The sequence below is a fragment of the Bacillus sp. FDAARGOS_527 genome (assembly GCF_003812125.1).
Lineage (GTDB): Bacteria > Bacillota > Bacilli > Bacillales > Bacillaceae_G > Bacillus_A > Bacillus_A paranthracis.
Genome location: NZ_CP033795.1, coordinates 5,001,227 through 5,018,512 on the forward strand (window position 1 = coordinate 5,001,227; position 17,286 = coordinate 5,018,512).

General features: G+C 33.3%; 16 protein-coding genes, 1 pseudogene and 3 riboswitches. Of the genes and pseudogenes, 15 read left to right on the forward strand and 2 right to left on the reverse strand.

All coding sequences use genetic code 11. The features are described from left to right. The first annotated feature begins 83 nt into the window (after positions 1-83). The 5 genes from EGX95_RS28625 to EGX95_RS28645 all read left to right on the forward strand — a co-directional run bounded on the left by EGX95_RS28625 (position 84) and on the right by EGX95_RS28645 (position 3,901). On the forward strand, positions 84-293 hold the full coding sequence (locus EGX95_RS28625; protein WP_000859781.1) for a hypothetical protein: 210 nt from the start codon (positions 84-86) through the stop codon (positions 291-293). Between the two features lie 436 nt (positions 294-729). Further along, entirely contained in the window at positions 730-1,278 is a 549-nt protein-coding gene (locus EGX95_RS28630; RefSeq protein WP_000593545.1) for a hypothetical protein, read from the forward strand. A 174-nt stretch (positions 1,279-1,452) separates the two neighbouring features. After that, positions 1,453-2,706: a sugar transporter gene (locus EGX95_RS28635; RefSeq protein ID WP_226809490.1), complete on the forward strand. Its 1,254-nt coding sequence runs from the start codon at positions 1,453-1,455 to the stop codon at positions 2,704-2,706. Positions 2,707-2,709: 3 nt separating this feature from the next. Continuing rightward, the gene (locus tag EGX95_RS28640; protein WP_000891224.1) at positions 2,710-3,381 is read left to right on the forward strand and encodes an ABC transporter ATP-binding protein; all 672 of its coding nucleotides are present in this window, start codon (positions 2,710-2,712) and stop codon (positions 3,379-3,381) included. Next, positions 3,371-3,901: a stage II sporulation protein M gene (locus EGX95_RS28645; protein ID WP_000802882.1), complete on the forward strand. Its 531-nt coding sequence runs from the start codon at positions 3,371-3,373 to the stop codon at positions 3,899-3,901. Before EGX95_RS28640 ends, EGX95_RS28645 begins: the two co-directional genes overlap by 11 nt. A gap of 686 nt (positions 3,902-4,587) precedes the next feature. Here the strand turns inward: EGX95_RS28645 and EGX95_RS28650 are convergent. Then, a pseudogene (locus EGX95_RS28650) lies at positions 4,588-4,908 on the reverse strand (toprim domain-containing protein); the annotation flags it as partial. 268 nt (positions 4,909-5,176) lie between these two features. Beyond that, a riboswitch (TPP riboswitch) is annotated at positions 5,177-5,286 on the forward strand. A gap of 72 nt (positions 5,287-5,358) precedes the next feature. Between EGX95_RS28650 and thiM the strand changes: the two are divergent. The 3 genes from thiM to EGX95_RS28670 all read left to right on the forward strand — a co-directional run bounded on the left by thiM (position 5,359) and on the right by EGX95_RS28670 (position 7,856). Beyond that, the gene (gene thiM, locus EGX95_RS28660; protein WP_001080178.1) at positions 5,359-6,165 is read left to right on the forward strand and encodes a hydroxyethylthiazole kinase; all 807 of its coding nucleotides are present in this window, start codon (positions 5,359-5,361) and stop codon (positions 6,163-6,165) included. A gap of 16 nt (positions 6,166-6,181) precedes the next feature. Continuing rightward, the gene (thiE, locus tag EGX95_RS28665) at positions 6,182-6,841 is read left to right on the forward strand and encodes a thiamine phosphate synthase (RefSeq protein ID WP_000086996.1); all 660 of its coding nucleotides are present in this window, start codon (positions 6,182-6,184) and stop codon (positions 6,839-6,841) included. Positions 6,842-6,920: 79 nt separating this feature from the next. Further along, complete coding sequence (locus EGX95_RS28670) at positions 6,921-7,856, forward strand: alpha/beta hydrolase (RefSeq protein WP_000824016.1); 936 nt, start codon at positions 6,921-6,923, stop codon at positions 7,854-7,856. A gap of 58 nt (positions 7,857-7,914) precedes the next feature. Here EGX95_RS28670 and EGX95_RS28675 read toward each other — a convergent pair whose 3' ends face one another. Further along, positions 7,915-9,228, reverse strand: coding sequence for an anaerobic C4-dicarboxylate transporter family protein (locus EGX95_RS28675; RefSeq protein WP_000498726.1), 1,314 nt, complete (start codon positions 9,226-9,228; stop codon positions 7,915-7,917). Positions 9,229-9,511: 283 nt separating this feature from the next. Further along, positions 9,512-9,596, forward strand: a riboswitch (cyclic di-GMP riboswitch). Positions 9,597-9,737: 141 nt separating this feature from the next. On the opposite strand from EGX95_RS28675, the gene EGX95_RS28680 reads away from it, so the two are divergent. The 7 genes from EGX95_RS28680 (at position 9,738) to EGX95_RS28710 (ending at position 17,237) form a co-directional block, all read left to right on the forward strand. Continuing rightward, positions 9,738-11,477: a methyl-accepting chemotaxis protein gene (locus EGX95_RS28680; RefSeq protein WP_000761091.1), complete on the forward strand. Its 1,740-nt coding sequence runs from the start codon at positions 9,738-9,740 to the stop codon at positions 11,475-11,477. A gap of 61 nt (positions 11,478-11,538) precedes the next feature. Beyond that, a riboswitch (TPP riboswitch) is annotated at positions 11,539-11,640 on the forward strand. Between the two features lie 100 nt (positions 11,641-11,740). Beyond that, positions 11,741-12,061 carry an MTH1187 family thiamine-binding protein gene (locus EGX95_RS28685; protein WP_000082897.1) on the forward strand — a complete coding sequence of 107 codons (321 nt, stop codon included), beginning with the start codon at positions 11,741-11,743 and terminating at the stop codon, positions 12,059-12,061. Further along, positions 12,033-12,806: an ABC transporter permease gene (locus tag EGX95_RS28690; RefSeq protein WP_001057153.1), complete on the forward strand. Its 774-nt coding sequence runs from the start codon at positions 12,033-12,035 to the stop codon at positions 12,804-12,806. The genes EGX95_RS28685 and EGX95_RS28690 overlap by 29 nt, the downstream gene beginning before the upstream one ends. Continuing rightward, positions 12,803-13,801: an ABC transporter substrate-binding protein gene (locus tag EGX95_RS28695; protein ID WP_000715551.1), complete on the forward strand. Its 999-nt coding sequence runs from the start codon at positions 12,803-12,805 to the stop codon at positions 13,799-13,801. The genes EGX95_RS28690 and EGX95_RS28695 overlap by 4 nt, the downstream gene beginning before the upstream one ends. Further along, positions 13,798-14,547 (forward strand): ABC transporter ATP-binding protein, encoded by a 750-nt coding sequence (locus tag EGX95_RS28700; protein WP_000016064.1) that lies wholly within the window; start codon positions 13,798-13,800, stop codon positions 14,545-14,547. Before EGX95_RS28695 ends, EGX95_RS28700 begins: the two co-directional genes overlap by 4 nt. A gap of 66 nt (positions 14,548-14,613) precedes the next feature. After that, positions 14,614-15,387 carry a hypothetical protein gene (locus EGX95_RS28705; protein ID WP_000848338.1) on the forward strand — a complete coding sequence of 258 codons (774 nt, stop codon included), beginning with the start codon at positions 14,614-14,616 and terminating at the stop codon, positions 15,385-15,387. A 305-nt stretch (positions 15,388-15,692) separates the two neighbouring features. Next, entirely contained in the window at positions 15,693-17,237 is a 1,545-nt protein-coding gene (locus EGX95_RS28710; protein WP_000025935.1) for an ABC-F family ATP-binding cassette domain-containing protein, read from the forward strand. Positions 17,238-17,286: the final 49 nt, after the last annotated feature.

Consider the following 17,286-nt stretch of genomic DNA (forward strand, 5'->3'; position numbering starts at 1 on the left):
AATTTGGGATATTTAATTCTTGTATTGTTTTATATAATTAAAAGGATGTAAGGGTTAAATGGATATTTAGGGAGGAAATTTAAATGAAAACAGTAATGATTAGATCACTTATCGGTTGTAGCGCAGCTACTGCATCAACTATTATTGATTATATGGATTGGATTTCTTATGCTTCATTATTAATGTCTCTAACTGGAATTGGTGCTTCTGCATCAGCTGCTGTTTGGGCATATCGTGCTACAATTTTAGGAATGACTAGAATGGGTAAGAGAGCTGCAGCAAACGCACTTTAAAAAGATATTAAGGTGGGGTTGTTTAGCCCCACCCCTAATAAATTTGGACTCCTTTCTTAACAAATAATAAACTTTTAGTTAGGAGAGGAGTCCAAGATGATTAGGAAAATATGAATAATAGAGAAAGTAACAAACGATATGGTATTGCGTCATAAGAAGAATCAATAAATGTTTTTTATAAGAGTGGGGCGTTATTCTTCAAATAGAGTAATAAATATCGTATTACGGCGGAGTAGAAATGTCTAAGAAAAGTATATTCCTTTATATAAAATTAAAATGAACCAATGAATGGAATTTAGATTTAATACAATTAGGCAATGAAATTACTAGATTTGTACCACCAAAATAAAATAATGATAAACTATTAAAAATAAGAAGTAGTGTTCAATTTTAGGGGATGGTCAGTTAACTTTGTTTATTATAAAGGGGATTAAAAATGATCAAATTAAAAAATAAAAGAATAATTAATTTACTATCTTTTTGCCTTCTGGCTTTGGTGATTTTTGCAAACACATTTTTTTCAATTAAAAACTTTGGCGTGATTGAACAATTTGATATAATCCAAAAAAAATTACCTCTATTTACCAATTCGTTTGTTATTGTCTTTTTAACTTCGATACAAGTGATTGTGGGTATTACTGTGGTAATAATAGAAACACTATTTGTTACTTTTATTACAAACTTTATTGCTAATAAAAAATTAAACTTTAGCAACTTTTTATCAGTAATAATTTTTTCAAATATATCTTCTATATTATTAAATATGACGGTTATTTGGATTGTTGGGTTGAATAATTTACAAGACCTTGAATGGCTAGGCTGGTCTCCAGGTTCTCAAATGTTATTATCTGGTTTCGTTTATCTATATTTATCAAATTTAAATGATTCTATCTCAAATAGATTAAAAGTTAAAATAAGTGTAATTATATTCTCAATAACTTATGGTTTGACTTTTATCATTCAAATGCTGATGACTTTTGTGTAATTTAAATAACTTTAGGAAGGTGAGTTAAATGGAAAAAAAATTTAAAACTACAATGAAGATAATATTAGTAATAGCGGTTCTGTCTGGTTTGGTAGCAAGCTTTAGCCTAATAAAAAATATTGTGAAAATATTAGGAAATTGAAGAAGATGAAGTACTTCAAATACAAACGATTAATGAAAAAAAGAAAAGCATTTGCCAATATAGAGCTTTTATTGGGGGATTTTCTAAATAAGTTTGCTGATGGCGATAAAAAGTTATTGCTAACTTTTTTGTATAACGTAAATGTAGTCATTACTTTCGTTTCGATATTAGCACCAATTTTTGTTTACGAGCTAATTTATTATTTTCGTTCATTTATAAACCCTTTTTATATTGCTACTACTTATTTTTTTGTGACAATGTTAATCACAGATATTAATAATGATGATTATGACCCAGAAGAGATGGAGAATGTTTCTCAGTGGATGTATAGTGCTCAAGAAAATAATTTTAAATTACTTATCATAAAAAAACTATTGTTAACATTTGGATTTAAAATTCTTTTTTATTGTTCTTTTATTATCATTTTTATGAGGGAACTCTATTTTAGTTACACAACAATATTTTTATATGAGTTTTTAGTATTAATAACTGTTTTAATTACTATTATTTTGAAATTCTTATGGAGTAATCATCAGATTGTCTTTTTATTTATAAACGGACCAAATAATACGAAAAAGAAAGAACATATAATAAAAGATCGAAATGATTCACAATTTGATAAGTATCAAATTGCTTTATCTAGATCTTGCCAAAATAGAACTTATTATTTACATATCCTATATACTTATATATTTACAATAGCTTCTCTATGTATAATAGGGATTTTAAATTTTTATTTTAATATTAATAAATTCATTATTATTTCTGTTTATTTAGCTTCTGAAAGCGCTATTATAAGTTTTATATCCCAAGGAATCATAAATAGCTCAAAAATGTTACAGGGATCTAATTTAAGTGATTTTTATTATATAAAGAAGTTTGATCAAAAAAATTATTATAATAATTTACTTTCTAAGTTTCTTTCAAGAAAGCTCATAGCAATCCTGATTGGTTATTATCTTGGTGTAATCATTCTTTACGGATTGTCATTATTTACAGCTATCATTATTGTATGTTCAACAATTATCTACTTCTACTCAATAAAAATCATTACAAAAAGAGTCTATCGCTTTAAAAAATTATCAATAGAAGATATAAAAAACAATTTCTTTTTGTATTTCTTTAATCCTATTGAAGATCTTTTAATTTTAGGCTTGCCTTTTATTACCTGCAGTGTTGTAGCTGTTTATTCAATGAGATTAGGAAATATATATCCTATAATGGTTTTCTTCATTGTATATTCTAGTTATTTATTGTTATATAATTTCCTTACAAAAGAGAGGTAAGACATGCTTGAATTGATAAACATAAAAAAAAAATATGGTGAATCAACTTACATTTTTGATGGAATAAACTTGAAAGTAGACAATATGAGTATTGTAGAATTAGTGGGTAAAAATGGTATAGGTAAATCAACGTTATTGAATATAATTGGTGGAATGACGAAATTTGATGGGGAACTCATACTAAATAAATTTTCAGTAAAGGAAAATTTTAAAGAGTATATTGCAGGTGTCTCATTAATTGGTAATACACCTTTCTTATACGATTATTTAACACCCTCTGAAACAATAGATATGGTACTATCTTTCCTAAATAGAGAAAGATTAGATTCATCTTTAGAACATCTCATTCAAGAGATTGGACTCGATAAATATCAAAATACTTATACACGTGAATTATCATTAGGAACTAGACAAAAACTATCATTAATACTAGCTCTTCTAACTTCGCCTAATTTAATTCTCCTTGATGAACCTTTTGTTAATTTTGACATTAGGTCGAGGAAAGTTACTCTAGATTATCTGAAGGATTATATAATTCAACATAAAGCAATTTTAATTTATGCAACTCATTCAACAGATACTGATGTAGCGAATTTTTCAGATAAAAAAATAATTTTAAAAAGAGATGAGCAACTCGATAAAGTAGTTCTGGAGAGTGATAATTGTGAAACCTAAATTATTTAGTATTTGTTTTATTGCTTGTTCAGTTATAGGAAGCTCATTTTTCTTTTTGGGTTTTTTACTACTTCCTAATGAACAGTTTAGTCCCAATTTACAGCCTTCTTTCATTACTATTTTTAGTACTAACTTTGAAATCCATTTTACTACAATCATATTTTCCATTATTAGTTTCGGATTTTTTTCTTTGATTTTTCTGTTCCAACAGTTTTTTTCTTTAGGATTTGCTTTTCATAGTTTGGTAGAAAAAACTTCCTTAAAAACAGCATATTCTTATTTTGCAGGTCATGGAATAGTTGAAATCATAAATATGTTTTTCACTGCAGCAATAGGTTTATTTGTAGCAGTATGCATTGTTAACATGATTAGAAAGAAAGAACTTAATAAGAATTCATTTATCTTATTAGGAAAAAATCTTTTAGTGCTATTAATTATAGATTTACTACTTTTATTAGTTGCCGCATTATTAGAAACATATTTATCTCCGTCATTAGTCGACAAAAGTTATATAATTTAATTACTCAGCCACCCTTTGGTGGCTTTTTTATTTTACTAGCTTCGTATGTTGTTTTTTGTAAATATTGATGGTATCGAATCAGGAAGGTGGTAATATCATTAAAAGAAAAGTTATTTTAAATGCGTATAAAAAAAGCCATAAGGCTGTTATTGCTTTATTTTAATAAATTTTTTACAAATCAGAAATTACACAAAAATACAGAATACCCCAAATTTGTGGAGAGGCTTATCTTAATTAATTGCACTTTATCGTTGATTTCCCTAAGTCTAAATTGTCTCATATAACTTATTTCAAATGCTAAAATGAAGAGTGGCCTCAAAAGTAGTAATCCTTGCATTGATCCTATGTGTAACACACCAAGGAGTATATTATCTTTTGGCGGTCGTAAAAATGAAGCAAACTCTAATAATTAAACGTATCGGCAAAGGATTTTGACGGGATCACTTGCTTGTAGAATAGATAAATTCATTTAAATAGTTTTAAAGTATATACGAATTAATATTTCTTTAATTATATATTGAATCAAATTAGCTATATCACTTGGATTAAATTAGAATATAAAGTGCTTTATATTATCTTCCTTTTTCTTAGTACTATGTACAATTATAAAAAAGTAAATAGCCTTTATTAAACAAAGGATTAGGTATGTTCTAGGATTTTTGTACAGGCATATTTTATAGAGATAACCCAGCGTCTGTCGCTACAATAATTTCATTTACATCTTTTCTAAGTAGCTGACTTTTTACAGCATTAAATTGTTTCCCTGTTTGTTTAATAACTGTTAATTTCAAACGCTCAGGTAGCATCGGTAAATCTTCTAAATTCCACTTTTTATATTTCACATCGTAGCTTTCTGGATCTGCTAATGTAACGAGATGACCTAAAGCCCAAGTTACAATATATTTACTACCTTCAAGGTAGCCGTTTCCCTTTTTATCGCACTTCAGTACACGTGCAATATCTCGTGCAACGGAAGGCTTTTCAGCGATTACAACGCTTTTTGACATATTTAAAACATCCTTTCAAATTTCCATACGTTAACTATAGCATACATCTTCTTGAGATTCAGTTTCGCTCCAGATTTGAACGTTTTTTAATGGGATAACATCTGTTTGAAAGTGAATGATCGTGACAGAACATAATATGCACCATGATGAGACTGTGAGAAATAGATAGTTATTATGCGTATTGTTTTATTAGTTGCTTCTATATTAAATAGAAAAGTAAAGAACTTGTTATTTTACTAGAATAAGAGTAGACTTTGAAGTAGAAGAATACTAAACACATGGGAGTTTGTGGATACAAACTGAGAGTATGACTAGTCCGTCATTGACCATTTGAACCTGTTGGATAATGCCAGCGTAGGGAGAGTGTAAAAGCACATGTTCAGGCACTTTGCGTACGCGCAAAGTGCCTTTTTGTGTATCTCCCATAACTATAGTTAGGAGATGAGAAGGATGAATAGGAAAGAAATTAGTAAAGTAGTGGATTTGGTGAGAGAATCTAATCCGCTCGTTCATAATATTACAAATGTTGTTGTAACAAATTTTACAGCTAACGGTTTGTTAGCGTTAGGGGCATCGCCTGTAATGGCGTATGCAAAAGAAGAAGTGGCAGAAATGGCTAGCATTGCTGGAGCGTTAGTATTAAATATGGGAACACTTCGTCCGGAAGAAGTAGAAGCAATGTTACTTGCCGGTAAATCAGCAAATGTGAACAATGTACCAGTACTGTTTGATCCAGTTGGTGCAGGAGCAACATCGTATCGAACAGAAGTTGCGAGACATATTCCGGCTGAAATTGAATTAGCGATTATTCGCGGAAATGCAGCTGAAATAGCGAACGTTATTAATGAGAGATGGGAAATTAAAGGGGTAGACGCTGGTGCTGGAAATGGTAATGTCGTAAGTATTGCAAAGCAGGCAGCGGATGAATTGAATACAGTTGCGGTAATTACTGGGAAAGAAGATGTTGTTACAGATGGGCAGCGAACGATTGTTATTCGAAATGGCCATCCTATTTTAACGAAAGTTACGGGAACTGGTTGTTTACTAACTTCTGTAATAGGAGCATTTGTAGCGGTAGAAAAGGATTATGTAAAGGCAGCGGTAGCGGCATTAACGTTTTATGGGGTAGCGGCAGAACTGGCAGCCGCTAAGACAGTGGAAAAAGGACCTGGTAGTTTTCAAATTGAATTTTTGAATCAGTTAGCGAATACGACTTCAGGTGATATAGAGAAGTATGGGGAAATTGAGGTTATATAGTAAGGAGGGAAAATAAATGTCACGTATTTCAAAGTCAGAAATGTCTAGGTTGTTATCCGTATATTTTATTATGGGAAGTAACAATTGTACGAAGGATCCACTGCAAGTATTGAGAGAGGCACTTGAAGGTGGTATAACAATTTTTCAATTTCGTGAAAAGGGGGAAGGCGCTTTAACGGAAGAGAAACGCATTTGTTTTGCAAAAGAACTACAAGCAATTTGTAAGGAGTACGGTGTACCGTTCATTGTAAATGATGATGTGGAACTAGCTCTCGAGTTAGATGCAGATGGCGTGCATGTTGGGCAAGATGATGAAGGAATTACCTCTGTTCGTGAAAAAATGGGTGATAAGATTGTTGGTGTATCTACACATACAATTGAAGAAGCACGCTGGGCAATTGAAAATGGGGCTGACTATTTAGGTGTAGGACCTATTTTTCCAACGAGTACGAAAAAAGATACGAAAGCAGTGCAAGGAACGAAAGGTTTAGCTCATTTTAGAGAACAAGGAATTACAATACCGATTGTCGGAATTGGGGGCATTTCAATTGAAAATACCGCTTCGGTTATAGAAGCAGGTGCGGATGGTGTTTCAGTTATTTCAGCGATTAGTTTAGCTGAATCTGCGTATGAAAGTACGAAGAGGCTAGTAGAGGAAGTGAGTAACAGTTTGTAGAAGAAGGCTATGTAGTATTAAAACGCTACATAGCTTTTTATGTTTTGATATCGATAGTTAGAAAAAGGGGGAGGATTGTTTGAAAAGGAAACGGTTTATAGAGTTGCAAAATGAGTTGTTTCGTTTATTCGAAAAAAGAGAATTCGAAGCGATTTATAGATGCATAGATAAAGCAAAAAGGGAGTTTCCTGAAAGAATAGAAAAAACTAGTTTTTGGGAAGTGTGTGCACTTTCGGCAGAAGGTAAGTATGAGGAAGCGATTGTTAGTTTAAACGAAGCTTTAGAAAAGGGGATTTGGTGGAATCCACCTACACTTATGGGGGATGAAGATTTAAAGGGATTACGAGAGAATGCAGCTTTTAAAATGATAGTGAAAAAGTGTGAAGAAATCTTTAAGAAACAGCAGCTAACAGCCGAACCGAAATTATTTACTTATGGAAATAAAGAGGCGAAGATAGGGTTATTTTCTTTGCATTGGAGAGGATCAAATATAAATGATTTTGCACCATATTGGTGTGAAGAAGAAATACTAAATGAGTATATATTAGGTTTTCCCCGGTCCTCACAAATACATGGAATGAAGTCGTATAGCTGGGATAATCATGAAATAGCTATAAAAGACGTTATGAAAACTTTTAATGATTTTGTAAATAAATATAACTTGGAGGACATCATCATCGCGGGAGCTTCTCAAGGGGGAAATATAGCGATAGAGTTAGCGTTAAAGAATATGTCAGCGACTCAAAAATTTATTGCAGTTATACCTGCTATTCGAGATGTTAAGGAAATTGAAAGTATAGTTGTATCAAATGATATAACGAATGTAGAAGGATATATTGTTACGGGAGACAAAGATCCATTTTATGAAAACACACTTCAATTAATGTCTATGTTTGAGGAATATAATGTGGACTGTAAATTAATTGTGAGAGAAGGTTTGGGGCATCTTTTCCCAGCGGATTTTACACAAATATTAAAGAACATAATGGAAGAATGGACAGCTAAAAATATTTAAACAAACGTTTGATTAAAAAAGCACAAACCCTGTAAATTTGTAGGTTTGTGCTTTTTCTTTAAAACATAATTGATATTAAGAGCATTCCAATTCCGATAGAAGTGAATGTTGCGATTAGTCCTGGAATCATAAAGCTATGATTTAAAACATATTTACCAATGCCAGTTGTGCCAGTACGATCAAAGTTAATGGCAGCAACGATTGTTCCGTAGTTTGGAATGAAGAAATATCCATTTACTGCAGGGAACATCGCGATTAGTAGTGCTGGTGGAATACCGAGTGATAATCCAAGTGGCATTAAAGCACGTACTGTTGCGGCTTGGCTATATAGTAAAATAGATAGAATGAATAATGCGATGGCAAATAGCCATGGCGCACTTGTTACTAGATGCTGAATTGATCCTTGAATCATATTTAAGTTTCCGTTAAAGAAAGTATCTCCCATCCAAGCGATACCGAAAATAGCAACAACTGCTGTTGCCCCCGCTTTAAAGACGTTACCAGACACGATGCTTTCTACATTTGGTTTACAGAAAATAATAATAAGAGCTGCAATCGTTAACATAACCATTTCAATTGTGTTTGGCATGGAAAGACGGGCTAACTTCCCATCAACTATCCATCCTGGACGAAGTACTTCAAATGAACCAAGAAGTACGACAAGAAAAGTTCCTACTAGGAAAAGGATAACTGATAATTTAGCGCCTTTTACACCAACAAATTCTTTTTTCTCTTCAATCTTAGGAATCATTCCTTCTTTTAATCGTTTTAAGTATTCAGGGTCTTCATTTAATTCTTTCCCCATTTTGCTAGCAACAAATGCAGCTACCATACAAGCGATAAAAGTAGAAGGGATACTTACTTTTAAAATATCTAATAAAGTGATTTTATAGTCAGCTAACATTGCTAAAAGTGCAACTGTTGCAGCTGATATAGGACTAGCTGTAATTGCTTGTTGGGAAGCAATTACGGCAATTGACATTGGTCGTTCTGGTCTAATTCCAGATTCGCGAGAGACTTCTGCGATAACAGGAAGTACAGAATAAGCAACGTGACCAGTTCCCGCACAAAGTGTGAATAAATAAGTAACAATTGGAGCAAAGAATGTAATGCGTTTTGGATTTTTTCGTAATGCTTTCTCAGCCAGATGAACAAGGTATTCCATTCCTCCAGCGGCTTGGAGTGCACCAGCAGCTGTAATTACTGCTAAAATCATAAGCATGACATCAATAGGAGGAGCTGTAGGTTGTAAGTGGAAGACGAAAACAAGTATTGCCATACCAACGCCACCCATTACCCCTAGACCAACTCCGCCTAGACGTGCGCCAATAAAGATGCAGAGTAGTAACGTAAGAAATTGTAGCCAAAACATGATAAACTACCTCCGAAATTCATTAGTTAAGATATATTCGAATAATTTAATTTAAATGAAAATTAAAATAAATACTCAAAACAATCCCTGTGTTATATACATTTTTTATTATATAACACAAGAAATGTAACATTCACGTACTTTGTTAAATTATTTCGAAAAAATAATACATTAAAACTTTGCATTTGTATCTCTAAATAGGTAGACATTTTAATTTTTATGTTGTAATCTTTGATAGAGAATAATGTAATTCTCATAGAACTCCCATATCGTTCAACTCGTTCAGCGAGAAAGGCAAACTGGTGGAAACATTAGGACGCAAAACTACAGGAGCTAAGGCCGAAAGGCTACGCTAGCCAGTTACCGGACGGATAGGGTTGGTCTTGACCAATGCTTTTTCATTGGTCTTTTTTTATTTGCAAACAAATGAGAAACCTTATCAGTTGTTGATAAGGTTTCTATTTTAATAGTTTTCCTTTATATTAAGTTAATTAAGAAAGGTGATGTGAATGAAAAAATATTGGCACAAGCTATCATTTCTTCAAAAGAATGTATTGTTAACTGTGTTAGTTATTTTGACGCTTGTTGGTACTATGGGAGCGTTAAGTTTTAACATGTTTCAAAATAGCATGATGTCTATATTTGAAAGGCATTCTTTTGAAACAGGAGATACGGTATTACATAAATTAGACGAAGAAATAGTGAGAGATGTTACAAAGGATCCAGTGGCACAAAGAGAAAAGAGAGAGAAGTTAACAGAGAAATTAGATGAAGCAACGGAAGAATTGAATAGCGTTGGACAAATCTATATTGTTGGAGCAAAAGAAAATGAAAAAGGTGAGTTATTAATCGTCGATTTGTCTACAGAGTTAGCAAATGTTGTTGAAGTAAGGCCGGGAGAATATTATAAACAACCAGATCTTTGGATGAAAGCATACGATAAGGTAATGAGCACGAAAAAAGCAAACATGACAGTAGTATATGAAGATCTATTAGGATCATGGGTAACGATATTAGAGCCAATTAAAGATGGAGACGGAAATATTGTGGCAATTGTTGCAGCCGATGTAGATGCTTCTATTGTTCCTATTACAAAGGAAAAATTCATTATACAAGGTTTAATGTTTATTTGTATTTCTGTTTTAATTGCAACTGTTATTCAATTCTTAATCGTACGTAACGCACTTGCTCCATTGCGGGATTTACGTGAAGGATTACGCAGAGTTGGTGAAGGTGATTTAAGTATTAAATTAGAGGAAAGACCAGATGATATTGGTATTATTAATGCGTATTTTAATAATACCATCGAGAAGTTTAAAGGAATTATAGATAAAGTGAAGCAGACAGCAGAACAGGTTTCCTCATCTTCACAAGAATTGTCAGTGAGTACGAAAGAAAATAGCATGGCAGTCCAAGGAATCGTAAGTTCTATAGTTGAGTTAAGGGCTGGCGTTCAATTGCAAGAAACGTCAGTACCAAAGTATTTAGATATTGTATATGAAATGGAAGATAGGATGGAAGAGATAACTAATATTGCAAAACAAATGACGAAAGAGTCTGAAGGTACGAAGCATCATTCAGAAAAAGGAAATGGTATTATTGAACAGACGATGAATCAAATGAACATAATACAAAATGCAGTACAAGATTTATCTTCTATCATTTATTCTTTGGAAGTAAGATCAAAAGAAATTAGTGATATTGTAACTGTAATTACAAGTATTTCAAATCAAGCGAATTCGCTAGCTTTACATGCTACTATTGAAGCTTCACGTGCTGAGGAAACTGGAGAGGGATTTGCCGTTGTTGCTGATGAAGTGCGTAAATTAGCAGAGCAGACGGAAGCATCAGCAAAAGATATAGCAAAATTAATAGGGGAAACACAAGCAGGAACGGAAGAAGCTGTTGTTTCAATGCAAAAAACCTCAAAAGAAGTAGAGTCTGGAATGAAACTTGTTGAAAGTAGTGGTGCTTTCTTTGAAAAAATTTCGAAATCAGCACAAACTGTTACTAATCAAGTTGGAGTTGTTTCTAGCAATTCAAATAATATATTGCAAAATAGCCAAAATATTGTTCGTGTTGTAAATGAACTATCACTTATTGCAAATAAGTATGCGAATAGTAGTAGTAATGTTGAAGAAATCATGAAAGAACAGGAAATGTCTGTACAGGATATTGCTGAATTAGCCAGTTCTTTAAGCTGGCTCTCACAGGAGTTACAAGAGTTAATTGGGGAATTCAAAAGTTAAATGAAATGATTATACATGCTTTTGTTTGTTCAATAAAATAAATCATGCTACAATGAAAACGAATTAAGGACCGGGGAGCCAATTGGCTGAGAGGATGTGAGCAAACATCGACCCTCAACCTGATCTGGATAATGCCAGCGTAGGGAGTTACTTAAAGTGATGTAGCATATGTTATTCTATAATAACTTGCATACAAGGCTTTCCTACGCAGTAGGAAAGCCTTTTCTTGTTTTAAAATTTAATTTCATAAGGGGGATTTTATTATGTCACAACAAGTTACAATTTCGTTTTCAGTAGTACCACAAGCAAAGAACAAAGATGTGTATTCTGTTGTTGATAAAGCGATTGAGGTTGTACAACAATCGGGAGTTCGTTATGAAGTAGGGGCAATGGAAACGACGCTGGAAGGAGAATTAGATGTACTTCTTGATATCATTAAACGTGCACAACAAGCTTGTGTGGACGCTGGAGCAGAAGAAGTGATTACTTCTATTAAAATCCATTATCGTCCAAGCACTGGTGTAACGATAGATGAAAAAGTTTGGAAGTACCGTGATGAATATGCAAAACCAGAAGCAATCTAAAATAATTACAGCAATTTGGCTTATCCTTCTCATTGCGATATGGGAAGGATCTGTTTCAGTATTTAAAATTGAACCGTGGATTTTACCGAAGCCTTCTGCCATTGTTCAAGAATTAATTGGAATGAAAGATTTACTATTACCGAATACGATGCAGACGCTGCAAGAGGTTATAATTGGACTGTTCTTTGCGATTTTAATTGGGACAAGCATTGCAATTCTTATGGACGTTATCCCTTTATTTCGTATTTTAATAAATCCGTTGCTTGTTATTTCGCAAACGATTCCAATCGTTGTACTTGCACCGTTATTTATTATTTGGTTTGGATATGGAATGCTACCGAAAGTAATGGTAGTCATACTCGTTTGTTTCTTCCCGATTGCGCTTAGCATTTTAGAAGGTTTTCAAACGGTAGATAAAAATATGTTGAAGTTGTTGCAAACGATGAAGGCAACGAAATGGCAAGTTTACCAGAAAGTAAAGTTTCCAGCAGTGCTTCCATACTTTTTCTCCGGTTTAAAAATTGCAGTTACATATAGCGTAATGGGAGCGATTATTGGAGAATGGCTCGGTGCCAGTGAAGGATTAGGAGTTATGCTTACAAGGGCTACGAAATCCTTTTTAACAGCCCGAGTATTTGGTGTTGCAGCAATTATTGTAATGGTGACATTATGTCTGTATTTTATCGTGGAGTTTATGGCAAGAATAACAGCACCATGGATATATAGAAAGGACGGCAGAAAATGAAAAAAGGTTTAAAAGTTATGTTGGCTGCCTTATTAGCAGTAGGTGTAGCTGGATGTAATCCGGCGAAGAAAGAAGAAAGTGCAAGTAAAGATCAAAAAGTAAAAGTCGTATTAGATTGGTTTCCGAATACGAATCATACTGGCTTATATGTAGCACAAGCGAAAGATTATTATAAAAAACAAGGCTTAGATGTAGAAATCATTCAGCCTGGTGATAATGTGACGGCGGAGCAAATGATAGCTTCGGGAAAAGCTGACTTCGCAATAAGCGCACAAGAAAATGTAACGTTGGCTCGTGTGGAAGGTATTCCTGTTGTATCTGTAGGTGCGATTATTCAGCATAACACTTCAGCTTTTGCATCGCTTAAGAAAGATAATATGACGTCACCGAAAGATTTTGAAGGGAAACGTTACGGTGGCTGGGGAGGACCAGCGGAAGAAGCGACATTAAAGACAATTATGGATAAGCACCAAGCCGATTTTAATAAAGTTGAAAAAATCATTTTAGGACAAACAGATTTCTTTAAATCAATTGGTCGTGATGCAGACTTTGAATGGATTTATTACGGATGGGATGGAATTGAAGCGAAGCGCCAAGGAAAAGAGTTAAATACGATTATGGTGAAAGACTTAGATCCAGCACTTGATTTCTATAGTCCTGTTATGATTACGAGTGAAAAACATACGAAGCAAGATAAAGACTTTGTGAAAAAGTTTATGAGTGCAACGACAGAGGGTTATAATTTTGCAATTAAAGAACCGAAAGAAGCTGCCGATATTTTAATTAAAGCTGTTCCAGATGTAAATAAAGATTTAGTACAAGAAAGTCAAAAATGGCTAAGTACGAAGTATCAAGATGATGCAAAAGCGTGGGGAGTACAGAAGGAAGAAGTTTGGACGAATTACATGAATTTCTTATATGATAACAAAGTTATTAAGAAGAAAATTGATGTGAAAGATGCCTTTACAAATGAGTTCCTTCCAAGTGAAAAATGAGTGGATTACAAATAAAAGATATTGTGAAATCTTTCGATGGCAAGAATGTATTAGCAAATATTAGTGCTTCTATACGAGAGGGAGAATTTGTTTCTTTTGTAGGACCGAGTGGTTGCGGGAAAAGTACACTATTAAATATGATCGCAAATGTTGAAAATCCAACAAGTGGAAGTGTAACGTATAACGATAAACAAATACAAGAGCAAGATATTGTAAGTTATATGCCGCAACAGGATTTATTACTACCGTGGCGATCAGCTTTACAAAATATCGTTCTTCCGTTAGAAATTGAAGGGAAGCCGAAAAAACAAAGGCTGACAGAAGGAATGGAAGCATTAAAGCAGTTTGAACTAGATGAATATGCAGACCATTATCCAGATGAATTGTCTGGAGGGATGCGTCAAAGAATTAGTTTTCTGCGCACATATTTATGTGAAAAGCCAATTATGCTACTTGATGAGCCTTTTGGTAAATTAGATGCTTTTACAAAAATGGAAGTACATAGCTGGCTTTTACACTCTTGGCACCAAGAGAAGCAAACAATCGTTATGGTTACACACGACTTAGATGAGGCAATCTTGCTTTCGGATCGCGTATTTATTTTATCTCAAAGACCAGCATCAATAGTTGGTGAGGTACAAGTGAAATTACCTAGGCCGAGAACGATGGATATGTTAACATCACTTGAGTTAAAGAAAGATAAGGAAGAAATTTTGAGAGTATTAGCTCCTTATATGAAAAAATAGAAAAAGCCTTTTAACAGTTTTTGGTATGATTACTGTTAAGAGGCTTTTTTATATAGGGGGAGAAAGATGAAAACTATAGAGAAAATAGTAGATGAATTAACGGCAGATAATCTTGAAGAAAGAAAAGCTTTATTAAAAAATCATATTTTATTAATGAAGTATGGTATGGAACATCATGAATTAAAAGAAGAAGAAATGACAGAAATTTTAAAGTGGGTTCAAGGTCGAGATCAATTGAAAAAAGATGTTCCGGAGTTACGTGATTTACATTTAATTAAAAAGTTTCAAGCGGTATTAGATGAATTTATTCATTCCATAATTTCAAATGGTTATGTAGAAGACGCGGTAGAAATTCTAGAGAGTGTATTAAAAAGTATGGGGGCAGTCGCTCATATTGTAAAAATTATGTTTGTCGGCAAAATGAAAGTTAATAGAAATTCCTTGGAAATGGTAGAGGTGTTAAAACGAGAGTGTTACACCTTAATGGAACAGCGTGCTGTTGTCGGTTTACATGCTCAAATTTTTCACGTTTTAGGTTTTGTTCATTCAATTCAGTTTGATTTAGAAGAAAGATCACAGGAACACGGACGAGTTGTGATAGGTCTTTTAACAGATTTTAAAACGGGTGAATTGAAGTCTGTACAACAATTTCAAGCTGAAGACCATATTTCAGAAGTGAAAAGTATGGTGAGTAAAGGATACGGAATAGAATTACAGAGAAGAATTTATATGTGGAAATCGTTAACGCTCATCTTTACAAGTCCATATGCATTAGAAAAGATGTATAAAGAAATTTATGTAGAAAACGATAACATGGGGAAGGAACAAAAAGAAAAGTAGAGAATAGAATATAACAGAGTAGTTTATACTCTTAATATAACAAATGTTAAAGGAGTGAAAGGATAAAATGACTTTATCAACTGTTCTTCAAATGGTTTTAGCTTGATATGGGAGAAGTCTGCCCATTTTTATCGATTAAGCTAAATTGAAGACAGCAGGTAAAGAACCTTAATCCTTTCTTACGATAATATGTAATGGGTAAGGTGTATTCACCTTACCCATTTTTTATATGCACAATTAAATAAGGCTTTATACTGTTGCTCTCTCTATTTAGCTTATGAATCATAAGTAAAGGAGAGAAAATAATGAGTATATTAACGGTAGAAAATTTAAGTCATTCGTATGGTGAGAAAACCATTTTATATAATGCATGTTTTCGAATATTGAAGGGTGAGCATGTTGGGGTAGTAGGGCAAAATGGAATTGGAAAATCAACATTGCTAAGGATTTTAACAGGAGAACTTATACATGATGATGGGAACATTGAATGGTTTCCACATGTGAAGGTAGGTTTCTTGCAGCAGCATATGGATTTAAAAGAAGGGATGACAATTGAGGGATACTTGCAAAGTGCATTTGCTGATTTGTATGCGATTGAATACGAAATGTTAAAAATTGCTGAAGAAATGAATGGAGCAGGAGAAGTAGAAAAACTGTTAGTAAAGTATGGAGAATTACAAACTATATTGGAAAGCTCTAATTTCTATCACATTCATACAGAAGTTGAAGAAGTAGCAATCGGTTTAGGTTTATTTGAAATAGGTTTGAAAAAGGATGTATCGAAGTTAAGTGGGGGACAGCGAACAAAGTTATTACTTGGGAAGCTTCTTTTAGAAAAAGCTGATGTTTTATTACTAGATGAGCCAACAAATTATTTAGATACAGCTCATATAGAATGGTTGCAATCATATTTGAGACTATATGAAAAAGCTTATGTAATCATTTCGCATGACGAATTATTTTTGAACAGTATTACAAATGTTATTTTTCATCTAGAAGGAGGAAAAGTGAAGCGATACGTAGGAAACTATGAAAAGTTTGTGCAAAGTTACCAAGTGCAAAAGAAACAATTACAATCGGCGTATGCGAAACAACAAAAAGAAATCTCTCAGTTAGAAATATTTATTCAAAAAAATAAAATTCAAAAAGCGAAACAGGCTAAAAGTCGAGAGAAAGTATTAGAGAAAATGCAAAGGATTGAAAAGATTCATTCTGTAACTCGATCCCGTTTTGATTTCAGTGTTTATGAGGAACCGGTGAGTCGTATATTGCAAGCTGAGAAACTAAGGATAGGTTATAGTGATCCTTTATGTCCAGAGTTGAATTTACAAGTGAAAAAAGGAGAAAAGATAGCGATTATTGGTCATAATGGAATTGGAAAAACGACGATGTTAAAAACATTATTAGGTCAAATTAAGCCGCTAAGCGGTTCAATTTCTGTTGGAGAACGAGTAAATCCTGCGTACTTTGCCCAGGAAGAGTTTGCTTCAGAAACAACACCCTTAGAGAAAGTTTGGGCAGAGCGACCAGATATGACAAAGAAAGAAGTGCGCCAAGCATTAGCAAAGTGTGGATTGCGAGAAGAACATGTATTAAAACCTATTCGTTTATTAAGCGGCGGAGAACAAACGAAAGTACGTTTATGTGAACTGATCGTAACGAAAAGTAATGTTTTAATTTTAGATGAACCAACTAATCATTTGGATATAGAAACAAAGAAGGCGTTGCAGGAAGCGCTACAACGATATAAAGGAACCGTTTTACTTGTATCACATGAGCCTTCTTTCTATGAAGCATGGATAACAAAAGTGTGGAATATAGAAGAATGGAACGCTGAACAATATGAATAAAGAAAAGGCATTAGCTTGTATAAGCTAATGCCTTTTCTTTGTGATTAAC